Raw genomic sequence first — 25,607 nt, 5'->3', positions numbered from 1 at the left:
ATCAATCAGGGCGCTATCCTCATAAACCTACGTTACATTGTCCCCACTTCCTTGTCAACCCACAATGCCGACCAGTTGAGTCCTGCAGCGGGTGAGCTGGCCACATTCCAGACCCAGCAGGTCCACTCGATCGGAGCCCAGTTTGGCAAGCCTCTGACCAGCGGATTTGCCGCGGTAGCAGGCCATCTCAGCTGTGCACCGAGGATGTCGGGGTTACGGATGTCGATCCAGCCCGCTGCCGGGTAGGCGGCAAAGAACGCTGCCGGCAGCTCAAGCCGCATATTGATGATATTCATCTCGTTGGGCAGGTCGATGGCCCCTGAGAGGCTGAATTCATTGTTATCCCAGAACCTGACGTTCACAACGGCCGGGGCATGGTTTACGCTCTTGTAGATCATGACATAGCTTTCACCCGTGGCGTCGTGCAGGTACCATCGGGGGGTGAAGCGAATGAATGTCGGCGGCAATATGGCCATCGCACGCTCTCTCCAGTAACTGACCACATAGGCGTTCGGCGACATGACCTCCCAGGTACCGCCGGTCACGCCATTGATGGCCGAATCATCAAAATTGACCGCGTTGGGAAAACCGCCGGCAGAAGAGACAGAGACCTGATCTATAAGATATCCGCCGCCCGTAAAACCGCCTACTACATTGGCCAGTTCGTACATGGTGGCCAGGGTCCCTGCTGCCTGCCCGTTGGCCAGGTCGATGAACTGAACATAGGCCAGAAGGTTGTTGATCCCCGGGTTGCCCACCAGCGTGCTGACCTCGGTGGCGGTCATATATCCGGCATAGTGGTCATTGACGCCGTCGCCGTCGAGGTCGATCTCGAGGGCGGCCTGGCCGCCGGCACCCACGAAATTGGTGATCATATCCCGCAGGCTCATGGCATCCACATCACCCCTGGTGAAGACCCTTGTCCCGTCTCCCACATGCACCGATTGAGGGCTCCAGATAATCCAGGACAGGATGCCCCGTTGTGGTGTGGCCGCCAGGCCTGTACCGAACAGGGCTGCATTGGTCGATGTTTCCTGGTAGATAACGGCCGTATCCACGCCGCCCACCATGCCCACGATAAAGGGGACCCGGAAGGCATTCCCCTGGACAGGGTCTTCGACGCCGATCAGGGCGTTAGATGGACCTGCAAAAAACGTCAGCGCCATCAGAACTGAGACTGCTATAAAAAACTTTTTCATGCTCTTTTCCTCCTAGACTAAAATTAGATTCTTAAACGTGAACATTGGTTCTCCACTTGAAAGACGACCTTTCCTTTCTGCCTTTGCGCTATCACCTCCCTTTAATGTAGAAAATGTTGGTACGCACCTTACTTTGATCTTCGTCCTTTGTTTTTTAACCCGGATTATCTAATTAAAGAATTCCCTTTGTCAAGAAATTTCTCATACCTCCTGCATGGTCACCGGTCCCTTTTCGGCTTCCTGCTAAGTCATACCATATTTATTTTATTTTGTTTGGGCTTAATAGCATATCCGCATTGATCTGTCAAGCTTTTTTTCATCATATTGAGGCGAACCCGCCGAATCGACGTTCCATTTCGGCGCTATCCCGATGTTTACCAGAACGTTTACCCCTGGCCTCTCAACCACAAAGGAAAAAGGCCCGAGAAGGTCTCCCTCCCTCTCCACGTAGAGCTTCATGAAACCTGCGGAGAGGCTGGAGGACATGTTGATCTGATACACACCGCCGGGACCGCTTCTCTCCGTCACCATCTCCGAGCCGGCGGCAGCATCCCAGGGGCTGAGCATTATGTTCAGGCCGGGGATCCCTTCGTCTTCATCCAAAAGGCCGTTATGGTTACGGTCCTCATAGACGGTCCCCACCACAAAAAATCTCTGAAATCTATCCTCCCAAAAGGGCTCTGCAAAATCCGCAACCACCGCATAGGTGACGGATCGGTCATCGACAGGGAACCGGGGAACCGTCTCAACGCTGATGCCCACCTCGGTCACAAACGGGTTAAAGATATTTCTCTCGACGTCGGATGCCGGGTTCACATCGTATTGAAGTATCCGCTCATAGAGGCGGCGGGCGATATCAAAGGCCCCGTCCCCCTGCTCGCCAACCACTACCGTCGATATCATGCCCAGACTTTCACCCACATAGGCCGGGTCGTAGCCCGTGAGCGCAACCCTGTCGAAAGGGGTCAAACCATCCGGCGAGACCGTGTCAAAATAGGACTGATCGACCATATCACGATAATGGGCAGCGGCTGTCCCATGGAGTTTTTCATTCCAGGCTAGTGGGGCAAGGGGCTTCATTAAGGCCCATTCCAGATTCCCATAGGCCTCTGCAGCGCCGGCCGCATCAATCCCGGCATTTTGAAGGGCCAGACCCGGATCATTCCTGGCCGTGTTGAGCATCGCGACCAAGGCGCGTTCAACAGCCTCGGTGTCGACAACGGGCTTTGCAAAGTCGAGGGTTGCCACATAGGCATTCACGGTTGAGTCCCCGATGGTGAACCGGCCGCTCCCCAAAACAATGCCTGCTTCGGTCCTCTCGGGATTGAGGATGTTACGCACCGCTGTCGTCTCAGGACCCAATTCAGCGCGGAAGAGGGATTCAAAAATGATCCCGGCGGCCTCTGCAGGGGCCATCAAGTTTTGAAAAGCAACCTTGCCCAAGGCCTCTCCGCACCCGGCCGCCACATAGCCGCGCGCTCTGATTCGATCGGCATAAGTTCGGCCGTCAAGTGAGTCGTGCGAGTAATAGACGTTGGCAATCATCTCCGCGGTATGGTCCAGGGCAGCGGCATAGAGCTTTTCGTCAAACTTTAAGGGGGCAAGGCCGTTTATCAACACATCGGTCAGCTGGGGCAGGTCGTGGAGGACCGTCTCGCGGGCCATGCCTAACGCCTCTGCCATACCGAGCGGATCCTTTCTCGCCTCGTTGATCAGCTCAAGAAGAAAGACCTCACCCTCGGAAGGTGCAAACTCCTCTGAATACCCCTTTTGATAGGCACCTAAATAAAGGGGCAGGCAAAAAAGCAATATTTTGATTATCCTAGCCATCGACGTATAAAAATGCAAATGTCATGCCATTCTTGACAGGTTTGGAATAATGGAATGATGGAATATTGGAAGGGTGGAATATCGGGTAATAGGTGGAAGGCATTTTTAGAAAATGGATACGTTCCCTATTCAGACCCAACATTCCATTCTTCCATCATTCCACTGTTCCAACTTAGGACGAGGCCTTTAATCGGCCACAGCGATTGGTCATATCGAGCCACGTGCGGCTAAATTTAGCCATCCCCCTACCACCGCTTTCTCAGCATCACCTCCGCGGTAAAAGGTTTGCCGGATATGGTGCTGTATGTGCCCGCGGTCTCGTAATGGTTGTTTGTCAGGTTTCTGATGGAAATCTGGACATCCAGTCCGGGGAAAATGATATCGCGGACCGTTGTCGCCATGTCCAAGGTCCAGGCCCCGGGAATATCTTTAAAGGTATCGGCCCTCGGATACATCAGTTGCGTTGATGAATGATAGCCGAGCCGCGCAAAAAGGGTCACCCTTTCGTGCGGTCTCCAGGTTCCCGTCAGGTTGAACAGCCGCTTTGGGCCGGTGTCGTAAGGAAAATTCAGATCCTCATAATGGGGATCAGGATCCCAGTACTTGACGTAACGATAGGTTTCATCAGGACCACTGTTGTTTAGAAGGGTCAGATTCGCGGAAAGCTCCAGATCTCTGAGGGGAGAAAAACGGCCGCTCAGCTCAATCCCATAGATCTTCTGATGGTTCGGCTTTGAAAGGCCTGCATAAGGGTCTTCCATCAGGTGGTTCTCTATCTTGCTGGCAAAACCGCTCACATTCAGTTCTCCCTTTTCAAAAGGTTTCCACCCGATCTGTAAGTTTAACGTCTCTATCTCCTCGAGTTCCGGTGTTTCATCCTTCAAGAGCTGCCTCGCAAAGGGGGTCCGATAGGCGGTCCCGTATAACGCCTTGAACATCCATTCCGACCGGGGCGTCCAGACAACCCCGGCATTATAGCTGAGTGCATCCTGATACTGGAGATGATCATCGTTTCTTAAACCCAGAGAAAAATCAAAATCTCCCATCTTGTGTGTGTACTGCCCGAATGCGGACCAGAGGCTGTCATCATAATCCTCGAGGGCGTAGAGCGGCAAAAAGGTGGTTTCCTCCTGTGCAACATAATCGGGGAAGTAGCTCTCCCAGACCGGAGCGTTTTTTACATCCGTATTCCTGTAGGCGACCCCTCCGGTGAGCACGCCCTTTCCGGCAAAAAAGGAACGGTCATAAATCAGCTCTCCGTAAAAGCGCTTCTCCTCCTGTTCCAGGGTACGGTCTATAATCTCATATTCGACATTCATCCAGTTGTAGTAACCGGCAAAGCGCAGGCCCGAAGTAGGGCCCAGACTCCTTTTTGCCTCCAATTTGATAAACCCGAACGGCCCGCTCCTGCTCTCGGGCCAGGTGAGGTCCTCCGATCCGCTGCTCTCCTCAGGGCCGCTGATGGCGTACGGCCTTTTGTAATCGGACACAAGACCCGACAGGGTAAACCAGTCCTTAAAGGAAAAATTTCCTGATGCCTCCAAATAACGGGACCGCCCGGGCTGTTCCTCTCCAAACCGGTCCGCATAGGGATAGGCGGCCTTGCCGTCTCCCCAGAATCTCACGATATTGCACAGGGTATCGTCTTCCTCTATGGACCGGCCGCTCAAAGAGAGAAATCCATCCCACTCCCCGCCGTCCCGTCCCATGTTCATATAGAGGGCCCCATGATCTCCCGGCCCTCCGTAAAGGGCGCCGGCTTCTACCCCATCCAGATCCTTTCCGGTCATCGGAACGACGTTCACGATACCTGCAAACGCGTCCGGCCCCCAGAGGACCGACCCGGGACCCCGGACGATTTCCATCCGCTTTACAGGGGCCAGTGAAAGCTCATAATCAAGGGGTTGCAGGGTCTTGGTGACATCCGACCCCATGGGGACCAGATTATCATAGAGCAGCAGAGTAGAATTGGGAATTCCTCTAAGATAAGACTGCGAGCCCCACTCCTCCCGGGCCATGTAGAAGCCCGGCGCCATCTCCAACGCCTGACTCAGCGTTTTTACCCCCTGTTGCCAAAGATCCTTTCGAGTGATCACCTGGGCCACGGCCGGCGCCTGCCATGCGCCTTCCTCCCGCCTCGAAGCGATGGAAAGCACTTCGATATCCTCGCCCACAAACATGAGAACCGTATCATTCTCCGCTGAAACCGCCTCACCCGATGCAGCCGTGAGCGGCACGCCCCACCCAAAAAGGGCAATGAGCGTCAGAACAAGGAGTGGGGCGACTTTATGCTTCACGATCCACCCTTCGCAAAAGGACCCTGAACTTGGCCCGGGTGATCCCCAACAGACCCGCCGCGGCCGTCTGGTTGTTGCCTGACGCCTTGAGGGCCTTTTTTGCAAGATCCGAAACGATCCTGTCGAGCGATACGCCCTCTGCGGGGAGGGGCAATTCAATCTCCCCATTGCCGGTTGTCTGCGCCTTGCTGAGAAACGAGAGGGTCTGAGCGGTAATCGGGTTGTCCCCCGCCAGGATGACGGCCCGCTCCACCACGTTGGCCAGCTCTCTCACATTTCCGGGCCACGGGTATTCCATCAATACCCTCATGGCCCCGCCGGTCATCTGGACGTTCGGCCTGCAACCGAGGCGCGAGAGAAAATGCCGGGCAAGAAGCGGCACATCATCCCGACGATCCCTCAAGGGAGGCGGCGTTATGGGGAACACGTTGATTCGAAAGAGGAGGTCCTGTCGAAACTCCCCGGTTTCCACAAGCCCCTCCAGGTCCCGGTTGGTGGCGCAGATGACCCTCACGTCAACCGGAATCTCCTCATTGCCGCCCACCCGCTGAATCTTCTTTTCCTGAAGCGCCCTCAAGAGCTTCGCCTGGGCCTCGAGGGAGAGGTCCCCGATCTCGTCCAAAAAGAGCGTGCCCCCCGAGGCATACTCGAATTTGCCCATCACCCGTCGATGGGCCCCTGTAAACGACCCCTTTTCATGGCCGAACAGCTCGGATTCGATCAGATTCGATGAAATGGCGGCGCAGTTGACGGGCACGAATCGGTTCTTGCTGCGGGGGCTCGCATAGTGAATGTAACTCGCCAGAAGCTCCTTTCCGGTCCCTGACTCCCCATGAATCAGGACCGCGGAGTCGCTCCTCGAGACCTTTAGCGCGAGGTCCATGACCCGGCGCATCGACGTGGACGTGTAGACAATCTCCTCGCTCCCGGCAGCCCTCTGTAGTTCCTGTCGCAGGTCTTTGTTCTCGGCCATGATCCTGGAGATGTTGAACGTCCGCTCAACCGTCAGGAAGATGCGATCCTCATCAAAGGGCTTGGTGATATAATCGGCAGCCCCCTTCCGCATGGCCTCCACCGCGGACTCGACCGTTGCAAAGGCGGTAATGAATACCACCGGACAGGGCAGATCCATTTTCATGATCTTTTCGAGCAACTCCGTGCCGTTCATCCGGGGCATCTTGATGTCGGTGATGATCATGTCAAAGGGCGTGGACTGAACCATCTCCAATGCCTCCAACCCGTCCCCGGCCTGGTCCACCCGGTGCCCCTTCCTTGCGAGCATGATCGACAACAGGTGCCGCATCCGCTCTTCATCATCTACCACAAGAATATGGGCCATACAGCAGTTCCTTTTGAAAAGTGACTAACGCGGCATAACCGCACACAAAAATTCTCACACAAAGGCACAAAGACACAAAGAAAAGCCTTTTTACTGTGGGTTGACCAATAAGCAGCTCACTTGTCCGCAAGCCTTATGCATAGAACCTCAATCCCTCAATTCGCATGATATTTGGTTTCTCTCTGTGGCTCTGTGGCTCTGTGTGAGACGTGTCTTTATATCAAGATGCAGGGAGGGGGATTTCGATGCGGAAAGAGGCCCCTCCCCCGTCCCGGTTTTGCGCGGTGACCGACCCCTTGTGAACGCTGACCACCTGGTAGGCATAGGCCAGTCCCAGACCGGTCCCCTTTGACCGTGTGGTATAAAACGGATCGAAGATCCTGTGGATATCGGCCTTGTCAATCCCGCTCCCCTGGTCTTCAATCTCGACTCGAACCGCGTTGTCTTCCCTCACAGCCGACACCCAAATCTCGCCCTTGTCGCCATTTGCCTCGAATGCGTTTTTCAGGATATTGGCAACGGCCCTTGCAAACATGTCGGGGTCCATCCTATCGTGGCCCAGGCCCGGTTCGATACGGGAATGTATCGCTACCCCGGCCCCCGTCTTCTGTATCTCGAATCTTTCTACCGTCTCCCTGAGCAGGCCGCTCACGTCCACCTGGCGAAAACAGGGCCGACCCGGCCTGGCAAAGGCCAGGAAGTCTTCAATCATCGTGTTGAGCCGTCGGATCTCGTCTTCCATATAGTAGATCACCGTGTCGTTTTTGGAGAGATCAGCATCGCTCTTGAGGACGTCCAGGGAGCTTTTGATAATGCTCAACGGATTCTTGACCTCATGGGCAATCATCAGGGAGAACTTCCCAACTTCGGCCAAGGCGTTCTGGTGAATGATCTCCTGATAGGCGCTTTCGAGCTCATCCCGGCTGGATTTGAGCGAGTCGAGCATGGAATTAAAGGCCACAGACAGGTCCCTTGTCTCGGGAAGCCCCCCGGTTTGGGCCCGCAACGCCAAGTCCCCACGGGCCACCTCCCGCGCCACCTGGGCAAGTTGCGTCACCGGCCGTACCATCGAACGGGAAATAAAATAGAAAATCAGCCCGGCCAGACAGGTCAACCCGGCGGAAAACCAGATGAACCGTTTCCCCATAACCGTCAGGATCTGCTCGATGTAGACGGTGCTATAGGTAATTTGAACCATTCCGATAACGTTCGTCCCCCGACCGGGAAGCGAAGATGAGTCGAACATCTCCTCGTACGATTCCGACCCTGAGAGCAGGACCGGCTCCTCCACGGTAAATTGCGGGCCTGGAACATCTTTTGATAAGGCAATGAGTTCCCGCTTGTCTTTGTCTGAAATGATGACCCTCGCCACGTCGTCCTCGGTCATCAGGTTGGCGGCGAGTTTTTTCAGCATCCCCTTGTTATCGATTAGCACGCCCAATTCTGCATTGAGCGCAAGATACTTTGCCAAAAAGGAGATCCGTTTTTCGAACCGCTCCTGAATAAACTGGCGGGAGATACTGATGCCTGCGTAGCCGAGGGCAAACGTGGTAGCGGTGATGAGCGCAAACACAGACAATAAGAGCCTTAGATGTATGCCTATTTTCTTCAATGAGTCAGCCTTCTTGAGAGTCCAATCTTCTCAAGGATCGGTCCTCAGCCTCTGCAATAATCCCTCAATTCCTCAATCAAAATCCTTTATGGACCCAATTCAAGCGGAGGCGGATACCCGTCAGGGGGCCTGTGTCCAAGCTTCTCGGCAACTGTCTCGTTGACCCACACGTGAAAAACGGGCGGCGTGTCCCGGCAGTCTTCTCCCGCCAGTATCCTCAGGGCGTTGTGAGCGCACTGTTGTCCAAGCTCATTATAATCGAACACAAAGGCCAAGGCGGCGCCCGCCTCATAAAAAAAACGGTTGTACCCCACCACCGGCACCTTTCTCAGGAAAGCCTTCTTTATCAAATACTTAACAATGCTCTCCGATATGATGGTGCGATCGGGGATGAGCCACAGGGCGTCCAGATGGTTCCATTGGCGCTCCAACGCCGAAGGGATATCCTTTTTTGACGAGACGCTTATGGGAACGACCGTAAGGTCCAGGACGGAAGCAGCTACCGTTGCCTTATGAAGAAACTCGGCGTTGTGTTCAGGATCATAAAGAAGTCCCACCCGTCCGGCAGACGGAAACCCCCGGCGGATCATCTCAATCTGGGTCTTAACAGGAATATTCAGGGGAATTCCGCATCTCCTCTCTCTTTCATTGATTACCTTTTCGGGGTTCAGAACCATACAGTATGTTCTTGACGCATCTGTTTTCCCGATCCCTTTCCAAAGGTATTGGGCAGCCTCTGGGCCCACGGCTACAAAAAGGGCAAATTCCTTCACGCCTTCCCCCGCGAATCGCTCGACGCGCTCCTTTTCATCCAACTTCTCAAGATTGAAGACCTGGGTTTTGACGTCAGACGTATCGGCAAGGCCAGCTTCGAGCCCTTCAACAGCCTCCAGATAGGGACTGATATGCCTGGATACGACGATGGCTACCCTGACTGACGAAGATGGGTTGGCGTAGGCGGGGGGCAACCCAAACAAAATCAGACACGAAACCGTTAGAAGCAGCCCGGATCCACACATCTTAAGCGCCAGAAAAGCAAAGCAGTTGACCCAATTCATTATCGGTTCCGGGCTGATTTCATTTCTTCACCCGCCCCCTTTCCACCCCTGAGACAGCCAGGCCGCTAAAGGTGCCTCCAGCCCTTTCAAAATATGGCAGAGAATACGGGGGCTTTTTCTCCAAAGCCACATCAAAAGAAGTAAAGCGCAACGAGCCAACGCTCTCTGAGGGCTTAACCTTTGTGGAAAGGCAGCTATACGCAACATCATAGGTTTTGCGGCATGATATTCCCCACATTTCCCGTTTTTGAATGGTGTAAGACTGACAATACTGCATCAATCAAGGTGGGTATGGAACAAATTTCAAAAATCCATTTTCGAACCGGTTGGACAGTGCCGTTTCAGAATCGGCTGCCAACGGTCTGCCTCCACTTAAACCCCGCCGGTCAGCTTGCGTTTCATTCTTCTGAACCGGTCCAGCCACAGCCATCCCCTGGAGGAAAGTATCTCCTGAAGCCGTCTCTGGTTCTCCTCATCTTTCCTTCTCAATTCCGTTATCAGGGTCTCGGCCCTTTGCAGTCTCTTTTCGTCGTCATTGAGGAGAGTTTCACCATGTTCATATCGGCTGTTTAATTTTACGCCCTTCCGGCCGCGCCTGAGTTCATCCAGAAAGTCGCTGTTCAACAGGTTTGTCCAAATTTTCCCTGTCAAGAAAGGGGTCACCCGGTCGAAAATTTCCGCCTGGGCCTGAGCAAAGGCGTATTTCTTGTGGTGTGCGGCGTCCGTGGTTTCTGAGTCATAAAACCGGTATTCGGCGGTTATTTTGTCGATGTGATGAAAGCGGAAATGCCGCGAGGCCCTGATCCAAAAATCCCAGTCCTCAAACAGGTCCAGCCGGTGATCAAAGCCTTCCACCTTCTGAAGGACATCCCGATGAAACAAAACGCTCATAATGGGGATATAGTTTTGAAAGAGCAATCGCTCCGGGTCGAAGTCGATGTCATGGTCGACGACCCTTCTGGCGCAGTTTTCAGGGTATTCCGGAGGTCCGTTAAAATAAGCGCTCAGCACGCTTGTATAGGCGATGTGTTCTCTATCGGATTGAAGTCGGCGGACAAGCGTCTCAATATGGTCCGGATAAAGCAGATCATCGTCATCCAAAAAATTGAGGTAAAGGCCCTTTGCGGCATACAGCCCCGCGTTGGCCGCAGCCGCCCTTCCCTTGCACGTTTCATGGGCGATATAATGGGCCGGGATACCCCCGGCCACCGTATTTACCACGTCCCTTACATCCTCTCCCCCGTCGTTGACCACCACGATCTCCAGATTGGCATAGGTCTGTTCGGCAATAGATTTAAGGGCGTTCGCCAGGAGGACCGGGCGATCCTTGGTTCGAACAATCACCGAAACCAGAGGCCCTCCCTCCCCCGGGCCCGGCAGGAGTCTTGCCGCCTGCTGAAGAGGGATCCCATAAGGCCCGATTTTTCGGATGATGTCCGCCCCCCATACGGAGAACCCCTCGGCATACGTCACGTCCTCCCCCAGCGTCAGGCTTCTGTATCGATCCAGGGCAAGACTGATCTCGCCGTATGGCCGTTCTCTGAGCTGGCTCACATAGGCGTCTATTGCCCGGCGCTTTTGCTGCGACACGCCGGTGATGTCCACCAGGCGGTTGACCCGGACAGGCTGGCCGATTTCACAAAAAGCCACATCAAGGTCGGGCGTATAGCTGTGAAGGGCGTCGCAGAGCAGAAAGCATGCCGCCCGATGATCCGGATGAAACTCCAGCGGAGAGGGCGCATAGACGATCCGGGGTCGGAAATCTTCAAGCAGATCGATCATCCGCCGCAACGCCCCCCGGGAACCGGCCAGGGACCTGTCGCCGTAGGGCCAGAATTCCAGGTCAATTATGCCGAGGCGGGTGCAGGCCTCCTTCGCCTCATTCTGCCGCAGGGTAATGTATTCATCCTTCTCATATTTTCCCGAACTGTCGCCTTGGTCCCCATTGGTGAGAAAAACGACCTTCACAGGATCACCGGCCGTTGCATGGAGGGCCAACGTACCTCCGCACCCGAAGGTCTCGTCATCGGGATGGGGGGCCAGGACCAGGACCTTCCTCCCCGTCGGATCGGTAGAATGAAACGGAATCAATGCATCTTCTGTGAGCATTCTCATCAACCTTTTCAGAATAGGATATTCCGGACCCTCTGTGAAATCTGCGGACTAAAAAAGATCACTGTCCCCCCGGGTATAATAGAAATGATCCGCAAGTCTCTTTGTCACTGCAGTGTCATCCAACATCGGGTTCCGGAATGTCCGGTAACAGAGGGTCAGACCGTCCGGCTCCGGTACGGCTTCGAAACCGATCGATTGAAGATGGTCGCACCACCACTTCGGATTTCGGGAAAACCAGGCCTCGACGGTCTCCATAGGCTCAGGATAGGCCGTCAGAACGTGCCGCAAGAGCAAGGAGACGGATTCGAGAAAACGGCTGGCGAATAGGGCATCGCCCCAGATAAGTCTTGCGCCCCTTGCCTCGAATACACTCCACCCCACCAGGGTCCCCCTCTTCCGTACGGCGAAGATTCGGTAGCGCTTATCAGGGCAGTCCACATATCGCCATTGAAGGTAGGCGGCATCCCTTTTGACCAGGAACTCATAGGTGGGGCTGACCCGGGCAAAGAAATCATCCCATTCAGGGCCGATCGAATGGACCTCCTCCACCCTTAATCCGGAGAAGATCGTCTTGAGAAAACCGGGCCGTTCATTTGCCTCTGAAGAAAGCCCTTTTTTCCACAAAACAACCGGAGCTCCAAACCGGTAACCGAGATAGCGGTCACCCAACTTCTTGATGGTTGCGGTGTTGAAACCAAAGGCAAAAGGAACCGCTCCCTCAAGAAATTTTGCATAATAATAGAACGTGGTCCTGGCCAGGAGCCCCGTCTTCCCCAGTCCGATCCGTCTCACCCGGGGATGGGTAAACGTATCCCCCGCATGGACCGTCAAAAAAGACCGGGGGAATCCATCCCCCTCCAGGGTGGAACAGAAGGGGAGAGGATATCCTGCATATTGAGACACAATCTCCCCTTCCGGGGAAACACCCACGCATATCCTGTGAGATCCATAGGGATTGTCTCTGAATTTCCAGTACCAGTGATCAAGAGTTCGCTCTGTCTTGAATGTCTCATTGAACAGGGGGAGAATCGTATGTTCATCCCCTTCCGCATATGGACGGATAGAAAACGGGTCCTTCTTGCCCGCAAAAATCTCGTAGCCGAATCGGCCGCTCTCATACCAGGAGGCCTGTTTTCGCCACCCCTCAAGAAAAAAATGCAGCTTGTCTTCCGCATCCGGATCGTCAAGAACAGAGACAATCTCATCGATCCGGGTTTCTAACCGGTTCACGGCGATCTCGCATGTAGGCAACACCCGCCTGCCCAGCGCATCGTTTTCCATGACCCGAAATCCGTGTTCTGAAAGGGCGGCATAGATATCCCGGGCCATGTGCACCGCGGTTTCAGACTGGATCGTTTGATCGTAACAGACCTCGTCACCGATGACGATCAGGCCCTTCTCTTTTAACAGATACCGTGCCTTTCGCATCGCCTCATGGAGCGGATGAAGATACTGCAGGCTCTCCTGAAAGAAGAGCGCATCATACATCCCTTCCTCAAATACGGCGGCATCGGTATCAAAATAATCGAGGACCCTGTAATCCGCACCCAGGGTTCCGTATCGTCGAACGGCATATTCGATGAGTTCGGGAGAAGGGGCGATAGCGGTTACATCGAACCCCCTGGAGCTCAAGAGATGGGCGGAAAGCCCCAATCCGCAGCCCACGTCCAGGATCCTGGCAGGCGGTTCGGGCAGGCAGGAGACCAGCCGATCGAACATATTCTCCAATGCCTCTTCAACAGAGATCATCTCCGGGGTCTCCTCGGGCCAAAGCCCGAAATGGAGATGGTCGCTGTCGGAGATCAACCGGTAATAGTTGAACGGGGCCGGAAGATTAAAGATGAGGGGATCGTTTTTCATGGTCTTGAGATACCGCTGTCGACGAACCAGGATACGGTAAGAAATCGTTTACCAAACCCTGCAGGACTTCCCAAACGCCCAAAATACTGCCCGGGAGCCATAAGATTCCACTGCTTCTGAGGAAACACCATCCGCGGGCCCTTTCCAAAACGACCTGCTGACGGAACAAAGTTGGGGTGGGGGCTCACCTCAAAAAGCCATTTCTTCTGCAGGGATGGCGGCACATTCAGGACAAAGGGCGCTGTGAAGTTTGGTGGCGGAACCCCCTTGCTCCGGCCCCTCAAGCCCAGGCCCAAACGACCGGCCGTCTTCCCTGCGCAACGGCTGAAACCGGAGGCATGCTTCTCCAGCAATCTCGCACGAGATCGGACCATCATCTGTTGTTTCCACGCCCGATCTTCCCCGCACTGGTCCACATAGTGCACCACCTTGGCCCTGGGTTCCACCAAAAGGAGATACCCCCTCTTTCTCAGGCGGACAAACAGGTCAGTGTCCTCAAAATAGAGAAAGAACCCGGGATCGAACAGACCTCCGGCCCGGATCACGGCCTCTCTCTTCAAGAGGACATGGCCGCCGGAAAGGTTGCTTACCCGGACGGGGTGTCGAGATTGCCAGACCCTGATACACGAATATCGCCAGGCAGCGCTCAGGAATCTGTTTATGGGCGCCTGAGGATTTAGTGAACTAAAAGCCTCCTGAAATTCAAACAGCGCTGTGGGAATAGACCGAGGGAGATAGAAATTGAGCGCATCATCCCAGAAGATCTGTGGGGAGACGGCCCCGACACGAGGGGAAGAAGAAAGGAGCTGTTGAAGATGGCGCAGACAGCCCGGCAGGAGTCTGGCATCCGGATTGAGGAGGAGAACCTGGTCTCCTTCAAACTGTTCAAAGGCCAGGTTGCAGGCACGGCCAAAACCGATATTCTCAGGACTCGCCAGCAGGACGACTCCCGGAGGAAGACATCGTTGTAATTTCTCTGCCTCCTCCCTGTCCTCGCTGTTGTCCACCACCACCACTCGAACCGGACCCATGGATTCGGCGTCCAGGACCGATTGAACCGCCTGCTGCGTCAGGTCTGAACTCTTATAATTGACGGTAATAGCGAGTGTTCTCACATCTCAGATGCTGGGGCCTGGAAACCGCCAGAGGTGTTTCATCCAAACCATGCCGACTTCCGGACGGTCGCTCTCGATCTGGAACGGTTCGCTGTTTAATTCGTGTATGACCGTCATGGCATGTTCATCCCCCACCCTCGCCCTGGCCCGGTATATCCCTCCCACCACCGGGATGGACGGGATCACCAGTTCGATAATTCTCTCCCCGGTGAACTCAACCGGCCGCAGACCGCAAAGCTTGGTGGTGGTTGCAAAAATCCGCTGACCCTCCATCGTCTCAAATCCGATGCTCACATGTCCTCTTATGGGTGGGCCGATGCAACGGGTCCGCACCTGAAATATCAGGGCTTGAAACTGCTCGATCTGTTCGAATGGCTTGCCTTCATCGTCCAGGAGCCTTATCTCTTCGATCACCACGTCCGGCCTTGAGGCGCTTTCCCGAGGGCCCCCGTTAACCGGTGGAGGGTGCATTTCCCCGGTATCCTCCATGTACGCGAGATATTCGGAAACCACATGAGATGTCTTGCCATAGCCGCGGACCCGTCCGTTATACAGCCAGATACTGTCGGCACACAATTCATTTACCAGATACATGCTGTGGCTGCAGAAAATGATGGTCTTATTGCTCTTCCTGAATGTTGCCATCCGGTCAACGCACTTCTGCTGAAATCTCTGGTCCCCCACGGCCAGGGCCTCATCAACGATCAGGATCTCAGGATCGACACTCGTTGCAATGGAAAACCCCAGCCGGAGATACATTCCCGATGAATATGTCTTCACAGGCCGGTCAATGACGTCTCCCAATTCGGAAAACTCGATAATCGCGTCTTCTTTTTCCCTGATTTCCCTCTCTTCCAGCCCTAACAGGGCGGCATTCAGGTAGATGTTTTGTCGCCCGCTGAATTCCGGATGAAAGCCGGAACCCAGCTCCAGGAGGGCCGCCAGTCTGCCCCTGCGCGTAAGTTTTCCCGAAGTGGGTCTTACCGTGCCGGCCAGTATCTTCAGCAGGGTCGACTTGCCGGCGCCGTTCTCACCGATGATCCCTAACGTACCGCCCGGGACTACCTGAAAAGAAACATCGGTTAACGCTGCAACAAGGTCATGGCAGGCCCGACGACGAAGGGCTTCTTTGAGACGGTCAAAAGGCTTCCGGTAGACCCTGTACTCCTTTGTCAGATGTTGCGCATCCACCGCCGCCGATATCTTTTCCATCTCCCTACAAGACATCCGCAAAGGCATACTTGGAACGTTCGAAAAAAAGGATGGCGCCCCCCAGCAGAATGGCGCCCAGTCCGATAGCGTATCCGAGCATCGCCCACGAAAAGGTGCCCTGCAATAACACCTGGTGGTAGAGTTCGATAAACGGATACATCGGATTGAATTTGATCAGCCATCGATATCCTTGCGGGACCATGCCGAGGGGATAGATGATCGGCGTCAAAAAGAACCACAATGAAATGACAATCCCAATGAACTGCTTGATATCCCTTAAAAAGACGGTCAGGCTCGATATCAGAATAACCAGGCCGAGGGTAAATGCCATGTGCACGGCGATCACCACCGGAAGCCAGAGCCACCCCACATGGGCGTACCCCTTCAGGACCAGATACCCCAGATACATGACAAATCCGAGACCATTTAGAAAAAAAGGCACGATGACGCCTGTCAGCGGGAGGAGTTCTAAAGGAAAGGATATCTTGGTAATCAGATTGGCCCTTCCCAGAAAAAGATCCGTGGAACCGTTAAGCGCCTCTGAAAAGGCCAGCCACGGCAGCATCCCGGCCAGAAAGAAGACCGCGAAGCTGTCGGTACCGGTTTCCATCGGTTTCAGGCGGATCTGCAGCACCACTGAAAACACAAAGATATATATTAAGAGATTGGCCAGCGGGGTCAGCAGGCTCCAGACAAAGCCGCCGATGGACCCCGCAAAACGTCCGCGGATCTCGTTGCTCACGAATCCCCAGAAAAGCGTCCGGAACCGAACCGGGACCTTCAGCCAGCGTCCGATGAGAGAAAGAAGGGTCATGAACGAAATTGGAATGACGGAATAGGCAAATATTGGAATAATGGAATGGTGGAATGGTGGAATGATGCAATAATGGGGCGACGCAGTGATGGCATCGGTGTTTGGGTCATTGGAGGAAGTTGTCCTCCCAAACGTCTTCCTTTTGCTTTTTCTGCAGCGATTGGATCAATTTAAGCAATTCATTCTCAACTTTATAGTGGAGGCTGTCTAATCGCTCGTATTCATCGTCTGTGATTTGGCCTGCTTGTTTGAAACTCTCATAGCAGGAGTTGAACTCTCCACACGAACCAAGGGCAATGTTCGGTTGATTCAAATACTCTTTCAGACTCCTCCGACAGTACCCTTCCGAGATATTCCATCATTCCATCCTTCCGTCCTTAACTCATTTTGGAAAAAACCGCTTCACGACATTTCTTGCTTTCTGCTTGAATTCCTCCGTCACCGCATCAACATCATCCAGATTGGCAACGACCCTGGGCGTCAGCAGGACGATAAGCTCAATTTTTTCCGTCGCTTTCGTGTTTAGCCCGGCCAGATACCGGACCACCGGGATGTCGATCAGACACGGCACGCCGCTGACATTGTCGGACTCCCTATCCTTGATCAGGCCTCCGATCGCTATGGTCTGACCGTGTCTTACGGTCAGCGTCGTCGTGACGATCCGCTTGAAAAAAGAGGGGTAATTCTGGCCCGCCACATTCACATCCTTGTCCAAATCGCTGACCTCCTCATTGATGTCCATGGTGACCAGGCCCCGATCGTTGATGTGGGGAGTGACGGAGAGAATCACGCCCGTGTCCCGATACTCGATGGCGGTCTCGGATATGGTTGAACCGGACGATACAAAGGTCTGTCCACTTGCCACCGGGATCTCTCTGGAGACATCGATCTTTGCCTCTTTGTTGTCGGATGCCAGAACATGGGGAGAGGAGATAACATTCACGAGGCCCTTTGAGGCGAGGGCGCTGAGTTCGGCATACCATTCGTCGGTCACACCGATGGAATACTTGAGGCCGGCCCTTCCTATTCGAGCCATGAAGCTTGCCGCACCTGCGGCAGCGCCTTTTCCAAGGGCCCACTCCATGCCCAACTCGCGGCTCGACGAATGGGTGATCTCCGCGATGGTGGCCTCGATCAGCACCTGCCTCGGCAGGACATCGATCGTTTGCAGGATATTTTCAATGATCCGATAATCAGAAGGGACGGCCTCGATGATGAGGGCATTCCGTCTCTCATCAGGGGTGATATTCACCTCTCCCATCAAGGTGCCGGCCCCGGGGGCCTCGCCTTCTACAGTTACAGGGGCCTTCTCGGCAGGCGCTTCGGCCCTGGATTTGGCAGCGGTCTCTTCTGCTTTTTTTTCTGCCACACGCTCCCGGGAAAAGGGATTCTTGGAAACGGCGCCAGACCCCGCGGTCTTGCTCTCCTTTGATTTCTTCTTAGACGATTTTTTATTGAACACTCGGTCCAGAAGATCGGCCAGGTTTTCCGCCTCTCCGTTCTTGACAAAATAGACATAGACCTTGGGCGCCACCTCCCTGTCGATCACGTCGATTTGACGGAGAATTTCCTCCACCTTGCTAAATACAATGGGGCTGGTGCTCACGACAAAGAGGGTATTCAGCTGAGTGATGGGGATAAATTTGACAAAGACGTTGCTGACCTCTCCATAAGAGGAGGTAAAATCGGTAAGGGTTTTGGACACCTCTTCAACATCGAGATATTTGACCGGGTAAACCTTGTAGGAGACCTTTTCGAGCATATTGATGTCAAAGGTCTGCACCAGTCTCAATATCTTCAGAATATTGGTCCCCTTGTCCACCACCATAAGGGTATTTGAGGCGGTGTCGGAGACGATGGTCCCCCCGTCGGATACAAAGGGGGTCAACAGCTTCACCATCTCCTGGGCAGCTATGAACTGGAGGGGAATGATCTGAATGATGACCTTGTCCATGGGCGGGGTGTCTTCGTCCTGATCCGAGAGGCGCATCTCGATCGGCATCCGCGTGCTGTCCTTCAACTGGACAATTCGGTACAGGCTCCCCTCTTTGATGGCGGTGAGACCGTTGACCTCCAATATCTGGAGGAAAACAGGAAAAAGGTCCTTTTTATAGAGACCGCCGGCCGTGCTGATGGTCACCTTCCCCGTGACATTGGGATCAACAATATAATTGATCTCCAGCAATTCGGCGATGGTGCTGATCACGGCATAAAGGTCCGCATTGTCAAAATTGAGAACGATCTTCGGGCCTTCCTTTTCCGTGGGGGCCGACGTTTTTGGCGCTTCAGCAGGTCCCGGAGCCGTATGGGCGGGTGCGCGCTTTGAAATACCCGGCGTATCCGCCTTGGCTTTTGGTTCCGGGGATGCGGACGCCGTTGTTTGCCCGGTCGCCGGACCTCTTTCCGTATCAGCACGCACCTTCTCTTCCTGCTTATGCGCTTCTTGCTTATTCATGCCGGCATTTTTTCGCCCTGATTCCGGCAAGGAAGGTGAAAGGGAGTTGTCCATCCGCTCGACCTTGAGGACATCGGTCTCCTTTGATGGTTGCGGGCCGGCGCAGCTCCACAGAAAAGCCATTAGGAGCAGAGACATCCACCCACACCCCGATTTCGTGAACCATATCCGTTTCATAAAATATCTACCTCAAGTTTCGCATCCCTGAATGGGCCTAGAACTATATAGTGTATGAACGAAAACTCGGAAATCCAAAAAGGGTGGAATCGAAAACTTGGTTTTATTAATTTCAACTCTATTCCATCAATTCGGAATCCGCAATTCCTCAATTCGTAATTGTGCCTGAACGGGGTTTTCGTTCAGGACACTATATAAAATGTTTCAATTCCAAGTTTTTCAGCAATGTCCAAGGTTCCATCATCGCTTCCGTCATCGACCGGAATCACCGTATCCACAGTACCATGAGGAATTTCCGTGCAGGTGTGTTCGGGGTCTTTTCAGCTTTAAACGCCGGAGTATCCCAACTGCTTTTTTTCGATGTAACATCCTGAAATACCCTTTTCAACCGCTATCGTTCGTTTTTTTGATGAAATATGGAGAGTGCTTACCTTTTTGCAGGCCTCGGCAAATTCGGCATGGGTGGTGGAGACCCTCTCCATATGGTGGCAGGATTAATTCTGGGGGATTCAGGCGTTGTTTGTTCTTGGTTTGCCGTTTTTTCAGGCATCGCCTGCGTGGCACCTGGAGGCACGGGCGATTGTCCATTTTTCCGCTCGCCTCCAGGTGCCTCGCCGGTCCCAGGTGCAGCCCTCCCCTTTGCTGGGATTGCAGGGGGGGCCACCGGCGCTTTTTCCTCATCGCCTCCGGATGCCTTCCCGGCCTCCGGCTTGACGTCAGCGCCAACCACAATCGGACCGGCCTCCTTTTTGACAGGAACACGTTTTTTGGGGTTATCCTTGTCGAAGATGGTAATCTGCCATTCATACCCACCCGCAGTGAGCAGCGCACTCGTGCTGCGGATCTCCTCCACCTTGAATTTTCCCACCATATCGCCCTCCCTTGCGCGTTTGACCCCATCCTTCGCGGGGGTCCCGGGCCTCTTGACAGGAGAAGCCGAAGCGATAAGGGCCTCCTTATGATCACCGACCATAATAACCCCATAGAGATTCATCTGTTTGATGGCCAGCTCCAATCCTTGGAGCTGTGCTCCCACAGCCTGCTGAACAGAGGCCGGCCCATTTGTTGATGATTTCTCAAGAATCTCGGAACGGTCGGCAAAGAAAAGGTTATTACTCACAACAACCTCGTAATCAGCTTCAGGAGGGAGCGTCTTTTTCTCCAGACTCTTTTCCGTCCACGCTAAAGTGCCCTTGGTTGAACTGATGTGGGGTGTGCGTCTTTCCGTCCAAACCTCTATTGATTTCATCCCTGCAAAAAAAACGGCTACGGCCAAGATCACATTCATCAGCCATATTTTTAGCAGCATCGGTGCAGATCTCCCAATCTCAATTTTCATTCCTCTTCATTACACCCGCCAGAGTAATGGCGCAGCGAAGCTGCCGATCCCTCTTATTATACTCTTGAACAACAAGCTTCTCCACTGTCAGATATTTGTGATAGGCCTCAAGTTGGTACAGGATCTCTTTCAATTGTCTGATGGTGGGGAGCATCTGAAATTCAACCGGCACAAGAACATACCCATATGGTTCCAGCTTCTTGTCGGACAAGACCCTCACGCTGCTGATCTGAACAGCACTCTTCGCCGCAGCCTGCTGCATAATGTTTTGTACCTCAACCGCTGCGAGGGAAGGGGTTTTCCCCTCCAAAAGTCTGGACTCCAACTCCTGGGCCTTCTTGTTTAGGGAATCAAGCCTGTCGTTCAGGTCCTTCCCGGAATCCACTATTTCCTGATATTTTTGGAGTCTCTTCTCCATCAGCGCAATCTGCTGGTTCGGCGAGAAGAAATCCTTAAGCGCGGGGGAAAACCGATAACCCATGGCCAGGGCCAGCAATACGGCTAACGCCACAAAAACATGTTTCCTTCGAAAATCGATTTTGAACATGGATACCTTGAAAAATCCTATTTTGATGCCGCAATATCAGGACGGCTGATTGAGCTTCAAGCCGATCCTGAAGACCTCTTTGTTCTCTTGGCCCCTTCTTGTGATGGATGATAGGAACGCCACCTCTGTGAAAAGAGGAGAGGCCTCGAGGGAAAGTATCAATTCCGATGCAGCGTCGGCGGCCCCAATCATTTCCACCTTCCCGTCCGAAATGATCAACCGTCTGACCCAGGCGTTCTTGGGCACGCTCAAGCTCAGTTCTTTGAGGACCTCCAAGAGGGGAATGCGTCCTGAATATAAAGAGTTCAAGTAGTCAATCCGGATTTCGATTTTTTCGGACTGTATCCGCGTCTGTTCGATATTCTTGACCTCGACCCCCAGTCGGGCAATCTCCCCATTCAACCGCCTCGAATAAAGCTGCTGAGAGATAATATTTCCACTGCCCCAGGCAAGGGCCAAAAGGATAAGGAGCCCGGACAGGGCGATCAGGGTGTATTGACCGGTCCTGTTGGGCCGTCTCCGGCGCTCCTTTGGCACAAGATTAATATCGGTCTGCGGCTTTCGGATGCCTTTCAAGGCCAAACTGTAGGCCGGGATCATGGCAGACGAAGGAAGTCCCCTTCTGGAAAGGTCTATGGGACGAATATCGAAATTGTCATCTAACTTGAAATTCTCAACTGCTTCGGGGGGTTCATCAAAGCCGCAAAAAGCGATGGACAAGCGATCCTGATCCGATTCAAGATCCTCCTTCCCCCTTTCCAGCTCCCGGGCGATAACACCATCCGGATCCGAAGCCCATTCCGTAAGATCAACCCACCTCGAATATTCCAGAAAACCGCCTTTGACGCCATCAATTTCCAGGTGATCATCTCTCAAAGAAACGATGGCAAGCGGGCCTGTCCCATCAGTACCCTCAAGGTTTGCAAAGTAATTGGCAATGGCTGTTGAGCTAATCTCACTCCCCGAAATCCCGATACCGATATGCGCGGCAAGATCGAGATGCTTATCTATGGCTTCTCTTCTGGCCGCCACAAGGAGCAGCTTCAGTTTTCCCGATTCCTTGTCCTCTGAAACGATCTGGTAGTCAAAATAGATATCATCTCCCGGAAGAGGGATATATTTTTCCATTTCATAGCCCAGGCTCTCCCTAAGATTTTCCTTGACCGCCGAAGGCAGTTCCACGTATCTGATGATGGCCTTGCTGCGCGGCATCCCAGAGAAAACAGCGCCGGCGGAAACGCGGTTTTTTGTCATGAAGTCCCTGATGAGCCCACCGATCTCATCCAGGTTCTCTTCGAAAGGGGCCTCTCCCTCGAGGGGATAGACCGCATAGGCCGCCAGCCGTATGCCCTTAAAAGACGCCTTCACATATGCCAATGATACAGAATGGTCCTGTATATCAATTCCAAGACTGGTCTGGAACAGCAAATCCACCCTCCACAGCCGTCACTCCCCGTCCGAGGTCGCCGGTTCCGATTCCTCTGCGCGATCGCGCCATTGTACGATCCGGAATCCCTTTTTTAGCTTTCTGTCGATTTCTACCCAGGCTTCTATCCCCTGCTGAATCCTTCCATCGGCCATCTTACCCACGGACCGGATGCTGAAGTATGGGCTTGATTCCAGGGTGATGTAGGGAGAGATGGCATTATACACACTCCCGCCCACCAGAGCGGTGACTTCCGCCAACGACCTGAAGTCTGATTCCTTTCTGAAATCCATAATCTGCTGAACCAGGTCCTCTGTCATGGAGGGCAGGGAAAGCAGCACATCCTTGGTTGCAGCGTTTATATTCACTTTGTTGAGATCCGCGCCAACCACTCTGAAGCCGCGTCCCGCCGTGCTCCTCTGACGTTTCACCGGCGGCTTAAATACGGTTACAATATTCTTAAGTCCTCCGTAAAAAATCTCGGGTGTCACTCCCCTCACCATCAGCAGCTCTTCCACCGAATCGAAATCGCCATCCTTGCATTCATACGGTTTCGGGAGCGACCGGTAATACTCATTCTCCGCGCCGTTCAGGCGGTGAACATCGTTCTTATCCCGCCAGTCCAAAATTGAGTCCACGATAACACTTTTTTCATTCTCATCAAGATCGAATCGGTTTAACATCATCTTGAGCATGGCCTCATTTGCGCCGTTAAGGTTTATTTTACCGCTCTCATTTTCGATCCTGACTTGGTAAACTCCCTCGCCATAGGACTCCGGAGGGATCTCCACGTTGATTCTCCAGAATTCCCTCTCTTCCTCGACTTCAGTCTCCTTCTCCTCCGGTTGCCCCGGAACCCCGATCGACGACACCCTCGTGGGAGGCATGACCTCATTTCGAATCATTTCGCCGATGGCCCTGTTTATCCCGGCCAGGGCGATATAATAGCTGATTGTCTGGTCCTTGAAATTGCGGGTAATGTTCACCTCCGTCCGCATGGCAAAACAAAACTCCCCTGCAATGACCGAAAGAAGCGTCAGGACCCACAAGACTAAAAAGAGGGCAATCCCGGCTTCGTCTTTCATCATGGCTTTCATATCATTGGTAACCCGTCACCCGCCTTTTTCATCCCCCTCGACCTGTAGACGCACGATCACATAAATGGGCGCCGCGTCAGCGTCTTCCTGAAGGGCAATCTTTATTGCCACAGGGATGTCCTTCTCCGAATCGTTGTCCCATTTATCCTGCCATTGCAACTCCTCATCCTCATCTTCGAAGCCGTACAGATAGGAGAATTCAATGCTCGCTGCGCCGGTGATCAATTCGAAAAATTGGTCATCCTCTATATCGTCCAGGTCTTCTTTCAGATTGACAAAAACACCATCTTTCTCGTAGAGGAGGAGCCGACGGGTGTCTCCGCCGTCATCTTCCCGCACCACATACTTCACATAAACCACCCCTGTTCGGGTCAGGGGAGACATCGGGACACGCGACATAAACTCCATACTCTCACTATCGCCCCTGAAAAAGACCTTCCCTTTGGTCTCGCCTTCTTCCTCTTCTCCCGCCTTGATCTCGCGCAAAAAAACAGAGGCGATCTGGCGCTTGAGATTATCGAGAACAAACCGCTGCCGCTGATGGGTCTCGACATCCCTCTCACCCTTTTCCCAAGCCCGGGCACCTATCCTGAGCGCCCCGAATACCAGCACCAGGATCAGCCCCATAATGGTGAGGGAAATCATGAGTTCCAGCAGGGTAAAACCTGAGGAAATCGTCGGATGACGACTGACAATCGGCAATTGACGAAAATGCCAGCCTGACAATCTCCAAGTACTGCATAAAATACTCTGTGCCGGTTTCATAAACGCGGTTAACTGCCCAGCCCCTCGATCGCCGGTTCACCGTCCTTCTTCTTTTCCACCAGTTTCATGGTGGTGATGCCGAAGTTTTTTTCCTTTTCCCCTTCATTCCAAAAAATTTCGACCCTTACGTGATAGGCGTCGAAAGGGAGTTTTTTCGCTTCTTCCTCTGGCTGTTCTTCCCGGACGACCTCGAATCGCCACCAATACGAATCGTCGAATTCCCCTTCGAACACCCCTTCCTCGAACTCCGTCTCAAGGAGGATCTCTTCCATCTTCTCCCTTGCATGAAAAACCCCTCTGGTGTATGCGTCGGAGAGTCTGCTCGATTTGAGGCCTCCGGAAAAGAGCTGCATGATCACGACCATAGCGATGGAAAGAACCGATATGGCAACAAGAATTTCAATGAGGGTGAACCCCCTGCAACATACCTCCATGTTTCCAGTCTCAGGATCCAGTCTCATCGCTCCTCACTTTCGCGGTGCCGGTAATGACATCGACCGTTATCCGATAGCGATGTCCCCGTTTATTGCGCAGGAGTAGTTCTCCGCCGCTGCTTCCGCCGTTAGGGACGAACAGAATCCGAAACAGGCCCGAATCGCCTTCCTCGTCTCTCCATATCGCCTTCTCGAATCGAACGTCGTCGGGAAGGAGGTAGGGTTTGAAAACACCCTTTTTAATCGCATCGTCCTCTTCCCCCGCCTCATCTTTCCGGGCCGTTTGCCCCGAACGAACGATCATTTGGTTCTTTTCCAGATCAAAGACAGCCTCATAGGACCGGCTTTCCGATATGGCCTGGCTCCGCGCGTATCTCAGCGAGGCGGCGATCCGTTTTGACGCGGTCTTCAGGCTCGTATTGCTGATCGACCCGGCCAACCGGGGCCCCACAAAGCCTACCATCACACTGATAATCACCAGCACAACCAGAAGTTCAATCAGCGTGAAACCGAGGGGCATTGACAGTTTTCGATGTCCGATTGCCGATGAGGGAAGATTGCAATCCCCTGATTTAAGATCCCTCAATCCCCTCCCTTTCGACAATCTGCCCAAGGCGGCCTAACAGCCGCAACCAAAAGGTTTCACCCAAGTCCCGGAAGCGTTCTGGACACCCGTGGGGGTCTCTGCTCAAGATCTGCAATAAAATGCGGTCGTATCGTTCGGCGGCCGCCCCCGGGCTCCGAATAATGTTTACGAAAAGGCAGCAAGGACATACCGTCCCATGAAAGCCTGTACTTGGGGCTGGAACAGACTGTATTGTAAAGCCCTGCTGCCGTCCCCAGGAGCTGTATTCGGTTTTTGTCCCGCCTTCTGGGCGGGAAGCAGAGACCCCCACGGGCAAACTTCTTCGCACGT

General features: G+C 53.6%; 20 protein-coding genes. All 20 read right to left on the bottom strand.

What is annotated here, in order from left to right:
- Nucleotides 1–32 precede the first annotated feature (32 nt).
- The gene (locus tag K9N21_07935; GenBank protein ID MCF8143832.1) at nucleotides 33–1,199 is read right to left on the bottom strand and encodes a hypothetical protein; all 1,167 of its coding nucleotides are present in this window, start codon (nucleotides 1,197–1,199) and stop codon (nucleotides 33–35) included.
- A gap of 279 nt (nucleotides 1,200–1,478) precedes the next feature.
- Nucleotides 1,479–3,029 carry a hypothetical protein gene (locus K9N21_07930; GenBank protein ID MCF8143831.1) on the bottom strand — a complete coding sequence of 517 codons (1,551 nt, stop codon included), beginning with the start codon at nucleotides 3,027–3,029 and terminating at the stop codon, nucleotides 1,479–1,481.
- Between the two features lie 245 nt (nucleotides 3,030–3,274).
- Nucleotides 3,275–5,326: a TonB-dependent receptor gene (locus K9N21_07925; protein MCF8143830.1), complete on the bottom strand. Its 2,052-nt coding sequence runs from the start codon at nucleotides 5,324–5,326 to the stop codon at nucleotides 3,275–3,277.
- Entirely contained in the window at nucleotides 5,316–6,665 is a 1,350-nt protein-coding gene (locus tag K9N21_07920) for a sigma-54 dependent transcriptional regulator (GenBank protein MCF8143829.1), read from the bottom strand. The genes K9N21_07925 and K9N21_07920 overlap by 11 nt, the downstream gene beginning before the upstream one ends.
- Nucleotides 6,666–6,885: 220 nt before the next feature.
- The gene (locus tag K9N21_07915; GenBank protein ID MCF8143828.1) at nucleotides 6,886–8,277 is read right to left on the bottom strand and encodes a HAMP domain-containing histidine kinase; all 1,392 of its coding nucleotides are present in this window, start codon (nucleotides 8,275–8,277) and stop codon (nucleotides 6,886–6,888) included.
- An 86-nt stretch (nucleotides 8,278–8,363) separates the two neighbouring features.
- Nucleotides 8,364–9,335 (bottom strand): hypothetical protein, encoded by a 972-nt coding sequence (locus K9N21_07910; protein ID MCF8143827.1) that lies wholly within the window; start codon nucleotides 9,333–9,335, stop codon nucleotides 8,364–8,366.
- 372 nt (nucleotides 9,336–9,707) lie between these two features.
- Entirely contained in the window at nucleotides 9,708–11,444 is a 1,737-nt protein-coding gene (locus K9N21_07905) for a PIG-L family deacetylase (GenBank protein MCF8143826.1), read from the bottom strand.
- 54 nt (nucleotides 11,445–11,498) lie between these two features.
- Entirely contained in the window at nucleotides 11,499–13,310 is a 1,812-nt protein-coding gene (locus K9N21_07900; protein ID MCF8143825.1) for a GNAT family N-acetyltransferase, read from the bottom strand.
- On the bottom strand, nucleotides 13,307–14,425 hold the full coding sequence (locus tag K9N21_07895) for a glycosyltransferase family 2 protein (protein MCF8143824.1): 1,119 nt from the start codon (nucleotides 14,423–14,425) through the stop codon (nucleotides 13,307–13,309). The genes K9N21_07900 and K9N21_07895 overlap by 4 nt, the downstream gene beginning before the upstream one ends.
- A gap of 3 nt (nucleotides 14,426–14,428) precedes the next feature.
- Complete coding sequence (locus K9N21_07890; GenBank protein MCF8143823.1) at nucleotides 14,429–15,637, bottom strand: ABC transporter ATP-binding protein; 1,209 nt, start codon at nucleotides 15,635–15,637, stop codon at nucleotides 14,429–14,431.
- Between the two features lie 4 nt (nucleotides 15,638–15,641).
- Complete coding sequence (locus tag K9N21_07885; GenBank protein ID MCF8143822.1) at nucleotides 15,642–16,451, bottom strand: ABC transporter permease; 810 nt, start codon at nucleotides 16,449–16,451, stop codon at nucleotides 15,642–15,644.
- A gap of 106 nt (nucleotides 16,452–16,557) precedes the next feature.
- Nucleotides 16,558–16,803 (bottom strand): four helix bundle protein, encoded by a 246-nt coding sequence (locus K9N21_07880; protein ID MCF8143821.1) that lies wholly within the window; start codon nucleotides 16,801–16,803, stop codon nucleotides 16,558–16,560.
- 30 nt (nucleotides 16,804–16,833) lie between these two features.
- On the bottom strand, nucleotides 16,834–18,906 hold the full coding sequence (gene gspD, locus K9N21_07875; protein MCF8143820.1) for a type II secretion system secretin GspD: 2,073 nt from the start codon (nucleotides 18,904–18,906) through the stop codon (nucleotides 16,834–16,836).
- Nucleotides 18,907–19,510: 604 nt separating this feature from the next.
- Nucleotides 19,511–20,392, bottom strand: coding sequence for a hypothetical protein (locus K9N21_07870; protein MCF8143819.1), 882 nt, complete (start codon nucleotides 20,390–20,392; stop codon nucleotides 19,511–19,513).
- A 19-nt stretch (nucleotides 20,393–20,411) separates the two neighbouring features.
- Nucleotides 20,412–20,969, bottom strand: a complete 558-nt coding sequence (locus tag K9N21_07865; GenBank protein ID MCF8143818.1) for a type II secretion system protein M — start codon at nucleotides 20,967–20,969, stop codon at nucleotides 20,412–20,414.
- A 36-nt stretch (nucleotides 20,970–21,005) separates the two neighbouring features.
- Entirely contained in the window at nucleotides 21,006–22,397 is a 1,392-nt protein-coding gene (pilM, locus tag K9N21_07860) for a pilus assembly protein PilM (GenBank protein MCF8143817.1), read from the bottom strand.
- A gap of 18 nt (nucleotides 22,398–22,415) precedes the next feature.
- Nucleotides 22,416–23,483 carry a general secretion pathway protein GspK gene (locus tag K9N21_07855; protein ID MCF8143816.1) on the bottom strand — a complete coding sequence of 356 codons (1,068 nt, stop codon included), beginning with the start codon at nucleotides 23,481–23,483 and terminating at the stop codon, nucleotides 22,416–22,418.
- A gap of 24 nt (nucleotides 23,484–23,507) precedes the next feature.
- On the bottom strand, nucleotides 23,508–24,218 hold the full coding sequence (locus K9N21_07850) for a prepilin-type N-terminal cleavage/methylation domain-containing protein (protein ID MCF8143815.1): 711 nt from the start codon (nucleotides 24,216–24,218) through the stop codon (nucleotides 23,508–23,510).
- 47 nt (nucleotides 24,219–24,265) lie between these two features.
- Nucleotides 24,266–24,718 carry a type II secretion system GspH family protein gene (locus K9N21_07845; protein ID MCF8143814.1) on the bottom strand — a complete coding sequence of 151 codons (453 nt, stop codon included), beginning with the start codon at nucleotides 24,716–24,718 and terminating at the stop codon, nucleotides 24,266–24,268.
- The gene (locus tag K9N21_07840) at nucleotides 24,702–25,211 is read right to left on the bottom strand and encodes a GspH/FimT family pseudopilin (protein ID MCF8143813.1); all 510 of its coding nucleotides are present in this window, start codon (nucleotides 25,209–25,211) and stop codon (nucleotides 24,702–24,704) included. The genes K9N21_07845 and K9N21_07840 overlap by 17 nt, the downstream gene beginning before the upstream one ends.
- Nucleotides 25,212–25,607 lie beyond the last annotated feature (396 nt).

It is taken from the genome of Deltaproteobacteria bacterium, assembly GCA_021737785.1.
Taxonomy (GTDB): Bacteria; Desulfobacterota; DSM-4660; order Desulfatiglandales; family Desulfatiglandaceae; genus AUK324.
This window is presented reverse-complemented; position numbering and strand designations above follow the sequence as displayed.

What these genes read in the sequence shown, in the direction of transcription:
- K9N21_07910 (MCF8143827.1), bottom strand. Translation starts at nt 9,335, where the DNA reads ATGAATTGGGTCAACTGCTTTGCTTTTCTGGCGCTTAAGATGTGTGGA.
- K9N21_07905 (MCF8143826.1), bottom strand. Translation starts at nt 11,444, where the DNA reads ATGCTCACAGAAGATGCATTGATTCCGTTTCATTCTACCGATCCGACG.
- K9N21_07935 (MCF8143832.1), bottom strand. Translation starts at nt 1,199, where the DNA reads ATGAAAAAGTTTTTTATAGCAGTCTCAGTTCTGATGGCGCTGACGTTT.
- K9N21_07865 (MCF8143818.1), bottom strand. Translation starts at nt 20,969, where the DNA reads ATGTTCAAAATCGATTTTCGAAGGAAACATGTTTTTGTGGCGTTAGCC.
- K9N21_07840 (MCF8143813.1), bottom strand. Translation starts at nt 25,211, where the DNA reads ATGCCCCTCGGTTTCACGCTGATTGAACTTCTGGTTGTGCTGGTGATT.
- K9N21_07920 (MCF8143829.1), bottom strand. Translation starts at nt 6,665, where the DNA reads ATGGCCCATATTCTTGTGGTAGATGATGAAGAGCGGATGCGGCACCTG.
- K9N21_07870 (MCF8143819.1), bottom strand. Translation starts at nt 20,392, where the DNA reads ATGCTGCTAAAAATATGGCTGATGAATGTGATCTTGGCCGTAGCCGTT.
- K9N21_07885 (MCF8143822.1), bottom strand. Translation starts at nt 16,451, where the DNA reads ATGACCCTTCTTTCTCTCATCGGACGCTGGCTGAAGGTCCCGGTTCGG.
- K9N21_07900 (MCF8143825.1), bottom strand. Translation starts at nt 13,310, where the DNA reads ATGAAAAACGATCCCCTCATCTTTAATCTTCCGGCCCCGTTCAACTAT.
- K9N21_07845 (MCF8143814.1), bottom strand. Translation starts at nt 24,718, where the DNA reads ATGAGACTGGATCCTGAGACTGGAAACATGGAGGTATGTTGCAGGGGG.
- K9N21_07890 (MCF8143823.1), bottom strand. Translation starts at nt 15,637, where the DNA reads ATGGAAAAGATATCGGCGGCGGTGGATGCGCAACATCTGACAAAGGAG.
- K9N21_07855 (MCF8143816.1), bottom strand. Translation starts at nt 23,483, where the DNA reads ATGATGAAAGACGAAGCCGGGATTGCCCTCTTTTTAGTCTTGTGGGTC.
- K9N21_07930 (MCF8143831.1), bottom strand. Translation starts at nt 3,029, where the DNA reads ATGGCTAGGATAATCAAAATATTGCTTTTTTGCCTGCCCCTTTATTTA.
- gspD (MCF8143820.1), bottom strand. Translation starts at nt 18,906, where the DNA reads ATGAATAAGCAAGAAGCGCATAAGCAGGAAGAGAAGGTGCGTGCTGAT.